This is a genomic window from Collinsella aerofaciens (genome assembly GCF_025289055.1).
In the GTDB taxonomy this organism is placed as follows: domain Bacteria; phylum Actinomycetota; class Coriobacteriia; order Coriobacteriales; family Coriobacteriaceae; genus Collinsella.
In genome coordinates this window covers 1-12,851 of the sequence record NZ_JAESIQ010000023.1, presented here as the reverse complement: position 1 = coordinate 12,851, position 12,851 = coordinate 1, and the positions used below count along the sequence as shown (strand labels likewise).

Sequence of the window (12,851 nt, the reverse complement as noted above, 5' to 3'; positions counted from 1 at the left end):
TGCTAATTCACCTCGCTTGTCTTGGTCTGGGAACTGAACACCATGCGGTAGAGAGGAGCCTCGTGGAGCTCTTCGACGCTCTGGTTCAAAACGACGGACGTTGCATCCTCGACGCCGCTCGTGATGGCGACCGGGGTGGCGATACCGAACCACATGACCACGATCGCGAGGGCGATCTCGGGGATGATCATGAGGGCGGGCACCTCGTGGCGCTTCATGCCCTCGGGCGCCTTGCCGAAGATGGACTTGAGCGCGATGCCGGTAAGGGCAAAGTACACGCCGGTGAGGCCAATGGCCACGAGCACGACCACCCAGATGGGACCGGACTGGACGCCGGCCACGAAGGTGAGGAACTCGGAGATGAACAGGGCGAACGGCGGGAAGGCGGCGAGCGCGAGCAGGGCGATGATGGTGAGCGCTGCCGTGACGGGAGCGATCTCGACGACGCCCTTGATCTTGTTCAGGTCGCGGGTGTGGTAGATGTGCTGGATGTTACCGGCCATGCAGAAGGCGAGCGCCTTCGTGAAACCGTGGAAGATGCAGTGCAGCAGGCAGGCGGCGATACCGAGCGGACCACCGATACCCAGGCACAGCGCGACCACGCCGACGTTGTCGACGGAGGAGTACGCGAAGCGGCGCTTGATATCGTCCTGCTTAAAGATGCACAGGGCGGCCACCAGGATGGACAGCGTGCCCAGGATGAGCAGGAGCGTACGCGGATAGGTGTCGCCCACCGTGATGATGGACAGGGAGTAGAAGCGGATGATCACCAGCATGGCGCACTTGAGCAGCACGCCCGAGAGCAGCGCGGAGACCGGGCTCGGAGCCTGGGAGTGCGCGTCGGGCAGCCAAGTGTGCATGGGGAACAGGCCCGCCTTGGTGCCGAAGCCGATGACGATGAACGCGAACGCGAGGCGCACGAGCATCGGGTCGAACTGGTCGGCGTAGGGCATGATGGAGGTGAGGAAGGCTGCCTCATGCGCGTTGGGCATGATATCGGCGGCGTTCGCGTAGATGAGCAGCGTGCCGAACAGGCCGAAGGCCACGCCGGCGGTGCAGACCATCGCGTACTTCCAAGACGCCTCGAGCGCCTGCTTGTTCTTGTAGATGCCCACGAGGAACACGGTCGACAACGTGGTGGCCTCGACCGCCGCCCAGGTGAGGATGATGTTGTTGGACAGGCAGGCGAGCAGCATCGTGAAAACGAACAGGCTAAACAGCGCGTAGTACTGCTTGGTGCGCTCGGCCGGCATGGTCTTCTCCTCGATATCGATCTTGATATAGGAGATGGAGTACACGCCGGTGATGAACCCGATAATGCCTACCAGAAGGACGAAGATCGACGAGAGCGAATCGAGATGGAGCCACAGGCCCAAAGCGTCGATATTCTGCCCGCTCGAGAGCATGGTTCCCGCGGTGACGACCGAAAGGACGAGGGTCGCCGCGACGGAGATGGTGTTGAGCCCCGCAAAGACGCTGTAGGACGTCGTCTTGGGGAGCGCAGCCATAATCAGGGAGAACACGAGGGGACAAGCGAGCAGGGCGACCGTCAGCATTGAAACATCCATGGCCTACCCCTTCAATTCGGTCAGGTCGTGGGAGTCGAGCGACTTGGTGTCGTTCCAGATCCTCACGACGACGGCGGACATGATGATGACAGCGAAAATGGCGTCGGTGGCGATGCCGATCTCGATGATCTCGGGGGCCGTGGGCGCGAGCAGGGCGAGCGTCACGTGGCTACCGTTCTCCATAAGGCAGTACCCGAAGATTTGCTTGAGGATGTTGCGCTGGGAGATGATGCACGTGAGGCCGACGAAGAAGTGCGCGAAGCTGATGGCGAGGGCCGGAGTAGCCACCTCAGCGGTGGGCAGGCTCAGGCGCGTGACCACCGCGAAGCAGATGGCCACCTCCAGACCGGTGAGGATGATGGTCCAGGCCGGCTTGATGGAGGAGGTCAGCGTGCTATCGGCAGGCGAACCCATCTTTTTGTAGGCACGGTTGAGAATGAACGGAACGAGGATCACCTTGGTGACGAAGGCCGACGCGGCCCACATGAGAAGCTCGGTGGCACCGGTGGTGAGGCCCAGGGTGAGAAGCACGCCCACCAGGACAACCGACTGGATCGCGTACCACTTAATGGCGGACGGGATGGTCTTCGAGACGACCACCATGGTGGAGGTCACGATCAGAAGACCGCCCAGGATATTGACTAACGAATAACCCATGTCCTACCTCCTAACCCATCCAACTAGAGGACAGAGGACCGGCGACGACGACCATGATCATGAGGACGACGAACACGAACGCCATGGCGCGCGGAAGGGGCTGGCCGGCGGCCACGGTCTCGCTCGGCTCACCGGGCAGGACCTTACCCATCCAACGCAGGAACCATGCGAAGGTGGCGACGGTCTCGACGACCATGACGCACACGAGGACGAAGATGACCGTGTTGGAAGCACCAACCGCAAAGCCACCGGAAATAATCTGGAACTTGGAGAAGAACGTGCTCATGGGGGGCACGCCGGCGATAGCGGTCGCGGCGACCGCGAAGCCCACGCCCGTGACCGGGTACTTCTTCATGAGGCCCTGGATCTTGGGCAACATACGGGTTCCCAGCGTGAAGCTGAGGGAGCCGGCGATGAGGAAGAACAGGGTCTTGGTGAACGCGTGGTTGAAGATGTGCTCGACGGCGCCGTTGAACGCCATCTGGCTTCCGAACACGGAGAGGCCCAGGCCGAAGAACACGTAGGCGAGCTGCGCGATCGTCGAGAAGGCGAGCAGGCGCTTCATATCCTTCTGGGGCAGGTACATGAGGAAGCCGAAGAGCATGGTCACGACGGCGTCGATGATGGCGACCCAACCGACGATCTCGGGGATATCGCCGGCACTCGCAAGAGCGCGGGCGAACACGCACACGCCGACCTTCACCATGGACGCGCCATGGAGGTAGGCGGAAACGGGCGTGGGGGCCTCCATTGCGGAGGGCAGCCACATGTAGAGCGGGAACTGGGCGGACTTGGCCCAAGCGGCGAACAGGATGAGCAGCAGCAAGACGGTCTTCATACCGGAATCGAGCTGGGAGATCGCGCTCAGCGCGAACGTGCCGGTTCCGGCGAACAGGAAGGCCGCGCCGATGTAGAGTCCCAGAGCGCCGATATGGGTGATGATGAGCGCCTTCATACCGGCCTTCTTGGCCGTGGGCGTCATGTAGTAGCTGATGAGGCCCCAAGAGCACACGCCGGTGATCTCGAAGAAAACGAGCTGGCCGACGATGGTGGAGCTGTAGGCGAGACCGGCCATGGCGCCGATGAACGTGGAGAAGTACACGTAGAAGCGGCGACGGGGCGCGTCGGGATGCTCCTTGTTCTTATCGCTCATGTACGGGAACGAATAGATGACGACGAGCAGGCCGATAGCGACGAACGCGGGTGCGAGCAGCGTGCTCATCCGGTCGAATATGAAGCCCATGACCAAGGTCTGGCCCATACTCGCCCAGGTTACATCGACCGCGTTCATGCCGTTTCCGGCAAACGTCGCGGCCAAGCCAACGGAAGCGACCGTGGCGATGCCGCCGGCAAAGGCGCAGATCCATTTAGCGTAGGGACGCGGCAGCATGACGATGAGCAGGGAGCCCAGCATGGGGACGGCGATCGCCACCATGGCAAAGAGGGACAAGCTCGATTCGATTGACATAGTTTCTCCCTTCTCCCTACACGCCTACGACGACGAAGACGAACGCGAGGACCGCGATGCCGACGACGGCCCAGGTCTGGTTACCGAGCACCTTGAAGCGCGAACGGGAAACGGAGTTCTCGAGCACGCCGCAGACAACGAAATCGACCAGGCACTTGACAAGGAAGACGACGGCGCCCACGAGAGCGGTGACGCCGATGGTCGCGGGCTCTCCCCAGGGGATGAAGATGGAGGTGAACCAAGCGACGACCACGACCTGCTTCATGCCCATGGCGAGCTTCATCATGGCCAGGGACGGGCCGGAGAGCTCGGCGAGCGGGCCCTCCTGGAGCTCCTGCTCGGCTTCGGCCTGATCGAACGGAAGCTTGCCGAGCTCCATATAGCAGGCGGCCGCGAAGGCGACGCCGGCGAGGATGACGGCGACGACGCTCGAGACGTTGCCCGTAACGATGTGCTGACCCATGGTCGCAATGTCCGTGGAGCCGCACACGATGGCGACGGTAAACAGCGCGATGAGCATGGACGGCTCGATGAGCACGCTCATGAGGAGCTCGCGGATACCGCCGAAGCCCGCGTAGGCGTTGGAAGAATCCACGCCGGACAGCGCGAAGAAGAAGCGGGACAGCGCGAGCGCGTACATGATGGTGATGGCGTCACCAAAGACGGGCATGGGGCTCTGGAGCGTGAACATGGGCAGGCCCATGGCGAGCATGAACGACACCGCGAGGAACAGCGGCGGCATGATGCGCAGCACGAAGCTCGAGTCGGAACTCACGGACTCGGGACGCGCCATGAGCTTCGCGAGGTCCCGGTAATCCTGAAGGATGGACGGACCGCGGCGATTGTGCATCTTCGCGCGAATCACACGGGCGAGGCCGGAGAAGAAGGGCGCGACCAGCATGACCACGAGGCCCTGCGCTATCGCAAGAACGATGTTCATAATATCCTCTCCCCTCTCTAGACCATGACCACGGCGAGCACGAGGAAGACCACGAGCGCCGCGACGATGTAGCAGATGTATACGGAGTAGTTGCCGCCCTCGATCTTGGAGGCGAGGCCGGCCAGCTTATCGGCACCCTCGCTCGGTGCATCGACCAGGAAGCGGTCGGGCAGGGGCTCAACGCCCTGGGCGACACCGGTGAGCTTCTGGAACACGTGCGCGATGGACCAGCAGATCTTGGTGCATACCTCGCGCAGGGTGTAGAGCGGGCCCATGAAGAGCTCTACGTCTGACGCGAAGCTCGTGGCGACGACGGGCATGTGCTCGTTGGGCTCGTAGCCGCACGCCCAAGGGTCGGTCTTCTTAGCGGGGGCCTTGGTGCCGAGGCAGGACCTCAACACGAACGCGAGGCCGGTGAGGACCACGAGCGCGATGGCGATCGCGGGGGTGGAGGTGGCGGCACCGGAAATCTCGTTCACCAGAGACACGCCCGAGGTGGCTGTGATGGCAGAGCCGGCAAGCACGCTCTGGGCGACGTCGCCCAGAACCGGGGCGATGACGGGAGAGCCGATTCCCAGCACCACGCAGATGGCCGCGAGGAGCATCTGCGAGAACAACATCGGAGCCGGGGACTCCTTGGCGTTCGCGGCCTCCTGGGAACGAGGGCTGCTCGCGAACGAGACGCCGTAAGCCTTCACGAAGCACGTGACGGCCAGGGCACCGGTGATGGCGAGGGCGGCCGCGGAGGCGACGGCGAACACCATGACGACCGGGTCGGAGAGCGTCGAGATGTTGAACAGGGACTGGTAGGTGAACCACTCGGAAACGAAGCCGTTGAGCGGCGGGATAGCCGAGATGGCAAGGGCACCGATGAGGAAGCAGACGGCCGTGACCGGCATACGGCGGAACAGGCCGCCCATCTTCTCCATGTTGCGCGTACCCGTGGCATAGAGCAGGGAGCCCGCGCCGAGGAACAGCTCGCCCTTGAACATGGCGTGGTTGAGCGTGTGGTAGAGGGCGGCCATGAGCGCGATCGTCGCGATGACGTCGTTGCCCAGGGCGTGCGCCGTCATGGACGCGCCGACACCGAGCAAGATGATGCCGATGTTCTCGACGGAGTGGTAGGCCAGCAGGCGCTTAATGTCGTGCTCGTGGAGGGCGTAGACGACGCCCAGGACCGACGAGATGGATCCGAAGACCAGGACCATGAGGCCCCACCAGAGCTGGACGCCCGAACCCGCGAGCAGGTCGAGACCGACCTTGAGGATTCCCAGGATGCCGATCTTGATCATGCCGCCGGACATGAGGGCGGACACGTTGGACGGCGCCTCGGGGTGCGCCTGGGGCAGCCAGGAGTGCAGCGGGATGATACCGGCCTTTGCGCCGAATCCGAAGAACGCGAGGACGAAGCACGCGGAGGAGACGGCGGGTCCAAAGTCATGCGTACGGAAATCACTGAAGCTGAAGGAACCGCCCACGCCGTTGGTCATGAGCAGGAAGCTCGCCATGATAAGGACAAAGCCCACGTGCGCGATGACGAAGTAGAGCCAACCGCCCCTAATGGAGTTCTTGTTCTCCTCGATAACGACAAGGAAGTAGCTCGTAAGGGACATGAGCTCAAAGGCGACCAGGAACCAGAACACGTTGTCGGCGGTGATGACGAGCATCATCGAGGCGACGAAGGTGTTCATGAAGAAACCGGCGCGCCCGACCTTGCCCGGGTACTCATCAAAGTAGGACAGACCGTAGATGAAGCCCGCAAAGGCGAGGATTGAGATGAGGACCACGATCAGGCCCGCAAGGCCGTTGAGCAAGAGCTCGAGACGGGCGAACGGGAAAAAGAAGACCGTGTTGAGGGACGAAACGTCGCCAAGCACGGCCTCGAGGCCCGCGATGAACGACAGCACGGCCGCGACGGCGCCGATCAGGCAGCCGGCGGTCTTGGCGGCGTTATCGGCCTTGATCAGCAGAACCGAGGCGAGCGCACCGATGCACGAGACGGCAAGCGATGCGATAAACAGCGTCATGCTATCCATTGTTTACGCTCCCTTCTGCTTTCTCGGACAGGCCCTGGGCCACAGCGGTAACGTCGACGACTGGACCGTTTTCGATCGAGCGCAGGCGCTTGGCCTCGTCGAGCTCGCGATCGGCCGCGCCGCCCATGACGGTCAGCGCCTTGGTGGGGCACGCCGCCACACAATGCGGGCCGTCCGGATCGAAGGCACACAGGTCGCACTTGACGGCGCAGGTGTACTGGCCGGGAGCCCACGTAAGCAGGCTGCTCAGGGACTTAGGATACGAAGGCGTCGGGTCGCACATGCCTGCGACACCGGCGATAGACGTGCCATCGGGATGGATGGCTCCGAAGGGGCACGCGATGGCGCACAGCCTGCACCCGATGCACTCCTGCTCCTTGACGTGGATGCGATCGCCATCGTGCTCGATGGCATTCACCGGGCAAACCTCGGCGCAGGGAGCACCCTCGCAATGGTGGCAGGCAAGGGCGGCCGAAATACCGCCGGTCTTCACGAGCGCCAGGCGCGGCGCATCCTGAAGACCCTGCATCCGGTGGGCGTCGGCACAGGCGGACTGGCATGTTCCGCAGCCGATGCACCTCTCCGGGTTGATGTCGATGAAGCGGTTCATCCCCACTTCCTTTCAAAATAACGGGCCGGGCTCCCGAACGTACGGGACGCCCGGCCCAAAAAGCCAACGAGAACGGGACTACACGATTTGGTTCACGTGCGTCTCGTCGTCGAACTTGGCGGCGCCAGGCTCAACGTCCTGGGGAGCAGCGGCGTCCACCAGAGCCTGCTTGAGCTCGGTGTACTGACGCTCTACCTCGCCCTCTGCCCAAACCTGGTCGGCAATGGCGTCGACCTGGCAGGCGGAGAACTTGTCCTCGGGCGTATGCGAGACCGGGTCGACCTTGTGAATGGTCAGCTCGTTGCACTTGCCGATCCACCACTGGTAGGTCATGTAGACCGTGCCCTTATTGATGCGGTCGCTCACGTCGGCGCGGCTGTATACCTGGCCGCGGCGGCTATGAATCGAGACGATGTCGCCGTTCTTGATGCCGCGCGCCTGGGCGTCCGCGGGATTCATGCGGACAAAGCCGGGCTCGTCGGCGAGCAGCGCCAGCGTCTTGCAGTTGCCGGTCATCGAGCGGCAGCTGTAGTGACCGACCTCGCGGACGGTGCACAGAATGAGCGGGTACTCATCGTCGGGAAGCTCGGAGGGCGCCTCCCAGTCGTGCGCCATCAGGTTGGCGCGGCCGTCCTTGGTGGTGAACTTGCCACCAGCGAACATGTCGGGCGTACCGTGGTCGTTCACATCGGTGCTCTTGACCGGCCACTGGGCGTAACCACCCTCGGGAGCCATCTTCTCGTAGGTCGCGCCCACAAAGTTGGGGCACAGGCTAATGCACTCGTTCCAGATCTGCTCGGTGTTGTCGTAGTGCATGGGATAGCCCATACGCGTGGACAGGTCCGCGAAGATCTCCCAGTCGTGACGGCACTCGCCCTTGGGCGGAACGGCCGCGTCAAAGTGCTGGAAGCTACGGTCGGATGCGGTAAAGACACCCTCGTGCTCGCCCCAAGAGGTAGCGGGCAGGATGACGTCGGCGAGCATGGTCGTCTGCGTCATAAAGATGTCCTGGCAAATGAACAGATCCAGCTCGGAGAGCGTCTTGCGCATACCGGCCGAATCGGGCTCGGTCTGCACCGGGTCCTCGCCGTAGTTGTAGAAACAGTGCACCTTGCCCTCGTCGACCAGGTGGCCCAGGTCGGTGAGCTTGTAGCCCTCCTCGAGCGGGAGCTTTTCCTCGGGCACGCCCCAAGCCTTGGCAAACTTGGCACGAACCGCCGGGTCGGTGACCTTCTGGTAGCCAGGGTACAGGTTGGGCAGCATGCCCATATCACAGGAGCCCTGGACGTTATTCTGGCCACGCACGGGCGCGAGGCCGGAATTGGGTTTGCCGATCTGGCCGGCAACGCAGGCGATGGAGGCGATGGTGTGCACCGTCTTCAGGTTCTGCTTCTGCTGGCATACGCCCATGCCCCAGCCAATGATGGCAGAGGGCTTCGCCGTGGCGTACATCTCGGCAGCTTGATGGATCAACGCGGGCTCGACACCCGTGATGTCCTGTACGGATTCGGGAGTGTAGTTCTTGATGGTCTCCCACCACTCGTCAAAGCCGTTCGTATGCTCGGCGACGAATTCCTTGTCGTAGAGGCCATCGTTGACCAGACAGTTGGCAAAGGCGTTGAGGAACGCGACATTGCAACCGTTCTTGATCGGAAGGTAAAGATCGGCGATACGCGCGGTTTCGATATGGCGCGGGTCGGCGACGATGATCTTGCAACCCTTTTCTTTGGCTCGCACGATACGCCTTGCGACGATGGGGTGCGAATCGGCAGGGTTATAGCCGAAGAGGAAAATGCAGCCCGCATCCTCCATACCGGGGATGGAGCATGACATGCAACCTGAACCAACCGTGTCCATCAGACCGAGGACAGTAGGGCCGTGTCAAGTACGGGCGCAGTTGTCCACGCTGTGGGTGCCGATGCACGCACGCGTAAACTTCTGCATGACGTAGTTCGCCTCATTGCCGCCGCCTCGCGAAGAGCCGGTGGTCATGACAGCGTTAGGACCATATTCGTCAATTATGGCCTGCATCTTAGATGCGGTGAAATCCAGTGCCTCGTCCCAGCTTACGCGCTCAAGATCCGCGCCCTTGGTGCGGCGGATCATCGGGTGCAGTACGCGAGGAGTCAAGATCTTGGTGTCGTTGATGAAGTCGTAGCCGCTCATGCCCTTAAGGCACAGCTCGCTCTGGTTGGTGATGCCGTTGAGCGGTTCGGTACCCACGACCTGGCCGTTTTGGACCAAGAGGTTAAACTGGCAACCGGCGCCGCAATACGGGCAGATCACTTTATGCTTCTCCATGACACCCTCCTTCCTTTCTCTGCTACCGAATACTCGGTACTTATTTGACAATCATTGGGCCTGTCGCCCGACGCTTACGCCTCGTTTTCGATGGTGGCGCGGGCACGCTCGGCAGTCAGTTCTGCCAAACGTTCCTCGTCTACCAGGGTGAGGCCCTTGGTCGGGCACGCCTCGGCACACGCCGGACCGCCGGGACGGTCCACGCACAGGTCGCACTTGAGCACGAAGCTCTTGGTCTGCGAACCCACACGCACGTCGCCCATCAAGACGGGGACCTGCGTGGTAGCCACGCTCACGGCGCCAAAGGGGCAGGCCATGACGCAGCTCTTGCAGCCGATGCAGTTGTCCTCGTTGACGCCGATGCGATGGTTCTTTGGATCAAAGAACAAGGCGCCCGTAGGACAGGCCTTCGCGCACGGAGCATCCTCGCAGTGGTGACATGCCACCGGCGCGGAGATCTCGTAGGTGCGCGTTACGCGCAAGCGAGGTGCGGCGATGTTGCCGGGAATATCGTGTGCCTCGATGCACGCCGCCATACAGGTTTGGCACCCAATGCAGCGTGAAGAATCAGCCACGACTCGTTTATTGCCCATGTTGTTCACTCCCTCCTGAATCCCATGCCGGAGAGACCCTGTCGACGTTGCCCCGGACCGCCCGTGGTCCGGCATCGGCGTATCGAGTGCATGCGGCGAAACAGGCACTTCGATAGAATTCCTCCAACGATATACAGGTTAAATATACGCAGTTGCAGGGGGCAAACTTGAGCATAGGCCCTGCAATACGAGTGTATTGCAGGGGTTTTGGCAGGTTGGAATTATTCTCTAAAAGCTATAAAGGTGAGTGTATTACATGCGTACATCTCTGAGATTTTTACGCGCTCTCAATTTGGATGTACTACGCTTGTATTCGTGTTAATGGTTATTTACTTGAGTAAAATAAAGTAATGGTTATAAGATTCTATGATGTCGGCACATGCCGCATTTGACCGACTATATTGCACGTTAGCTAAGGGAGGGCAGTGATGTCATCGACGCAAAAACGAGCCATCCTGCAGGTGCGCATTCGCGAAGAGGACAAACAGCATGCCGAGCGCCTCTACGACGCCATGGGCACATCGCTCGCCGAGGCTGTCCGCCTTTTTGTCGCGCAGAGCATTTTGATGCGCAAGCTTCCCTTTCAGCCGGTCGCCGTGCGCTCAAAGGACGGCACCGCCGCCTATGGATCGCTCAAAGCATACGGAGATCCCAATCGCCGCGCCGAGGAGCGCAATGCCTGGATTGAATACCTTGCCACGGAAAGCGACGATTCGATTTTGGGTCCCGAGGAAGTAGATATCCATGAGTAGCACCATCATCGACGAGACCGTCATCCTACGCTACCTGCTTGACGACGACGAAGTTCTGTCACCGCGCGCCGCCAAGGTCATCGCCACGCGCACCGCTCGCGTCTACCCCGAGATCATCACGCGCGTCGTGGTCACGCTGCGCGACGTCTATAAGGTTCCCCGCGCTGAGATTGCTACGGCCATGAGAAGGCTGCTCGATGACGTCATGGTCGACGAGCCCACCGTTGTCGCCCTTGCCGTCAAACTCTTTGGCAAGACCCATATGGACTTTACCGACTGCCTCCTCGCAGCCCGAACCGCCATCTACAACGATGATGTCGTGAGCTTTGGCAAGCCCATCATTCAAGGCATGATCGATTACCGCCGCAAGCGCCAAACCGCTGCCGAAGTCCGCGACCGCGCCGCCGAAGCCCGCAGCCGAAGCACCGACTCCACCATCGACAAGCTCCGCCACCAATCTCGCCACTAACCGGCAGGCAGCGGCATCACCCGCCCCTCAGCCCCATCCCCACCTAAGTTGCGGTGAAATAGTTCCTGGATTTAGGCTTATTCGAGCTTTTCAGGAACTATTTCACCGCAACCTTCTGTAAGGGTGGTTTTTAGTGCCGCCGAGGGGCACTAATCATCCGTTTGCCGATATGTTTGGCTCTAACTCATGACTCTGACCTGCCCCGTCAAGCTTTTGGTCAGTTCATGGCAAGGTCTGGCGGACCAAATATGGGATAGCGTAGTGTCATTCACTCCCCCTCGAGACCATAGGGTCGAAAATGAGTCATGATATACGCTGTTCCAAACCGCAAACAGAGCTGTTCTTCCGGTTATTCGAGGCCCATCATGGCGGGCACCTGTTTGTAGCTGCCAAAAAATGGGATGAACGCTGTGCCTACGCGCTCATGCAAAAAGAGATGATTATTCGACTCTACAACCATGTCTACGCTGATCCCGCGTATTGGAATGACCTCGGCGTCGAAGATCGCATCTTCCAATTGGCATCCGCTATTGCGGTCGTTGAACCGGATGCCGTGTTTTGTGGAGCAACGGCGGCACTGCTCTATGGCATCGGTTCTGCATATTCGCTTCTCGACAAGGTGCAAGTGCTGCTGCCGCGTTCCACCAGACGCGATATATACGAATTCGTTGAATACCGACGCTGGCGGCCGGGCGACGTATGGCAGCTCGGCCCGTTTACTTTAACGGATCCATATCGCACGGTGGTCGACATCGCCCGAACGAGCGCTTTTCGATATGCACTAGGCTATGTCGACGGGTTGGCTCGTGAGTACGGTGTCGAGCGCGAAGAATTGCGTGCATATGCACAAGCGAACTGCCGCGGACTGCACGGCATCGCGCGCGCATTTGACGTTTTTGAACACATGGATCGCAGATCGGATAACGGTGGAGAATCCGAAGCACGGGCGGCAATGATTCTGGCGGGAGTTGCCGCTCCCGAACTTCAGGTTGAAATCACTCGACCGGGAAACGCCGGCTATTATTTGGCAGATTACGGCTGGCAGATGCCAAACGGCTCTTGGATGCTGGCTGAGCTGCATGGATTGGGCAAGTTTGAGGACGATGCCCAGAATGATCCGGAACATACTGCGGCAAAAACCTATCGAGCTGCCCTCGTACGCGACGCGAACCTGCGTGCCATGGGCCACAACGTCATTCATTTCAGGCTCTCAGACACCTACGATATCAAAGCGTTCGGCTCCATGATGCGCGGCTACGGTATACCAACCACAAAACCCTACGCAGACTCCTGACCGGCTGCCCTCATCTTCTCGACAACAGAACCCATCATCGACCCAGCCCGCTCGGCCTCAATAAGTTGCGGTGAAATAGTTCCTGGATAACAGCTTTTGCGGCTAATCGGGGGTGCGGACGATTTCTTGGACCGCGCCTAGGCGTATCCAAGCTTCCTGCGGT

11 protein-coding genes and 1 pseudogene are annotated in these 12,851 nt (G+C 60.8%); 3 read left to right on the top strand and 9 right to left on the bottom strand.

Translation table 11 applies throughout. The annotated features are described in order from the left end of the window. Window positions 1-2 precede the first annotated feature (2 nt). The 9 genes and pseudogenes from JMJ97_RS07650 to JMJ97_RS07615 all read right to left on the bottom strand — a co-directional run bounded on the left by JMJ97_RS07650 (window position 3) and on the right by JMJ97_RS07615 (window position 10,173). Window positions 3-1,568 carry a hydrogenase 4 subunit F gene (locus JMJ97_RS07650; protein WP_035138046.1) on the bottom strand — a complete coding sequence of 522 codons (1,566 nt, stop codon included), beginning with the start codon at window positions 1,566-1,568 and terminating at the stop codon, window positions 3-5. A gap of 3 nt (window positions 1,569-1,571) precedes the next feature. Continuing rightward, window positions 1,572-2,225, bottom strand: coding sequence for a hydrogenase 4 membrane subunit (hyfE, locus tag JMJ97_RS07645; RefSeq protein ID WP_035138044.1), 654 nt, complete (start codon window positions 2,223-2,225; stop codon window positions 1,572-1,574). A gap of 10 nt (window positions 2,226-2,235) precedes the next feature. Next, window positions 2,236-3,693, bottom strand: a complete 1,458-nt coding sequence (locus tag JMJ97_RS07640; RefSeq protein ID WP_260699783.1) for a hydrogenase 4 subunit D — start codon at window positions 3,691-3,693, stop codon at window positions 2,236-2,238. A gap of 16 nt (window positions 3,694-3,709) precedes the next feature. Next, window positions 3,710-4,633 (bottom strand): respiratory chain complex I subunit 1 family protein, encoded by a 924-nt coding sequence (locus JMJ97_RS07635; RefSeq protein ID WP_260699782.1) that lies wholly within the window; start codon window positions 4,631-4,633, stop codon window positions 3,710-3,712. Between the two features lie 17 nt (window positions 4,634-4,650). After that, complete coding sequence (gene hyfB, locus JMJ97_RS07630; RefSeq protein ID WP_055309581.1) at window positions 4,651-6,669, bottom strand: hydrogenase 4 subunit B; 2,019 nt, start codon at window positions 6,667-6,669, stop codon at window positions 4,651-4,653. Then, the gene (locus JMJ97_RS07625) at window positions 6,662-7,279 is read right to left on the bottom strand and encodes a 4Fe-4S dicluster domain-containing protein (protein ID WP_260699781.1); all 618 of its coding nucleotides are present in this window, start codon (window positions 7,277-7,279) and stop codon (window positions 6,662-6,664) included. Before JMJ97_RS07625 ends, hyfB begins: the two co-directional genes overlap by 8 nt. A gap of 78 nt (window positions 7,280-7,357) precedes the next feature. Further along, window positions 7,358-9,445, bottom strand: coding sequence for a formate dehydrogenase subunit alpha (fdhF, locus tag JMJ97_RS07620; RefSeq protein WP_465038248.1), 2,088 nt, complete (start codon window positions 9,443-9,445; stop codon window positions 7,358-7,360). Continuing rightward, window positions 9,431-9,580, bottom strand: a pseudogene (locus JMJ97_RS09720) (hypothetical protein); the annotation flags it as partial. The gene fdhF and the pseudogene JMJ97_RS09720, both read right to left, overlap by 15 nt. Window positions 9,581-9,654: 74 nt before the next feature. After that, window positions 9,655-10,173, bottom strand: a complete 519-nt coding sequence (locus JMJ97_RS07615; protein ID WP_022095206.1) for a 4Fe-4S dicluster domain-containing protein — start codon at window positions 10,171-10,173, stop codon at window positions 9,655-9,657. Window positions 10,174-10,601: 428 nt separating this feature from the next. Between JMJ97_RS07615 and JMJ97_RS07610 the strand changes: the two genes are divergently transcribed. The 3 genes from JMJ97_RS07610 (at window position 10,602) to JMJ97_RS07600 (ending at window position 12,688) form a co-directional block, all read left to right on the top strand. Next, window positions 10,602-10,925 carry a type II toxin-antitoxin system RelB/DinJ family antitoxin gene (locus JMJ97_RS07610; RefSeq protein WP_152067705.1) on the top strand — a complete coding sequence of 108 codons (324 nt, stop codon included), beginning with the start codon at window positions 10,602-10,604 and terminating at the stop codon, window positions 10,923-10,925. Continuing rightward, window positions 10,918-11,394, top strand: a complete 477-nt coding sequence (locus JMJ97_RS07605) for a PIN domain-containing protein (RefSeq protein WP_260699779.1) — start codon at window positions 10,918-10,920, stop codon at window positions 11,392-11,394. Before JMJ97_RS07610 ends, JMJ97_RS07605 begins: the two co-directional genes overlap by 8 nt. Window positions 11,395-11,692: 298 nt before the next feature. Continuing rightward, complete coding sequence (locus JMJ97_RS07600; RefSeq protein WP_260699778.1) at window positions 11,693-12,688, top strand: hypothetical protein; 996 nt, start codon at window positions 11,693-11,695, stop codon at window positions 12,686-12,688. Window positions 12,689-12,851: the final 163 nt, after the last annotated feature.

Bases quoted from the DNA above. Each gene is read 5' to 3' on its own strand.
- JMJ97_RS07650 (WP_035138046.1), bottom strand. From the start codon at position 1,568: ATGGATGTTTCAATGCTGACGGTCGCCCTGCTCGCTTGTCCCCTCGTG.
- hyfE (WP_035138044.1), bottom strand. From the start codon at position 2,225: ATGGGTTATTCGTTAGTCAATATCCTGGGCGGTCTTCTGATCGTGACC.
- JMJ97_RS07640 (WP_260699783.1), bottom strand. From the start codon at position 3,693: ATGTCAATCGAATCGAGCTTGTCCCTCTTTGCCATGGTGGCGATCGCC.
- JMJ97_RS07635 (WP_260699782.1), bottom strand. From the start codon at position 4,633: ATGAACATCGTTCTTGCGATAGCGCAGGGCCTCGTGGTCATGCTGGTC.
- hyfB (WP_055309581.1), bottom strand. From the start codon at position 6,669: ATGGATAGCATGACGCTGTTTATCGCATCGCTTGCCGTCTCGTGCATC.
- JMJ97_RS07625 (WP_260699781.1), bottom strand. From the start codon at position 7,279: ATGAACCGCTTCATCGACATCAACCCGGAGAGGTGCATCGGCTGCGGA.
- JMJ97_RS07615 (WP_022095206.1), bottom strand. From the start codon at position 10,173: ATGGGCAATAAACGAGTCGTGGCTGATTCTTCACGCTGCATTGGGTGC.
- JMJ97_RS07610 (WP_152067705.1), top strand. From the start codon at position 10,602: ATGTCATCGACGCAAAAACGAGCCATCCTGCAGGTGCGCATTCGCGAA.
- JMJ97_RS07605 (WP_260699779.1), top strand. From the start codon at position 10,918: ATGAGTAGCACCATCATCGACGAGACCGTCATCCTACGCTACCTGCTT.
- JMJ97_RS07600 (WP_260699778.1), top strand. From the start codon at position 11,693: ATGAGTCATGATATACGCTGTTCCAAACCGCAAACAGAGCTGTTCTTC.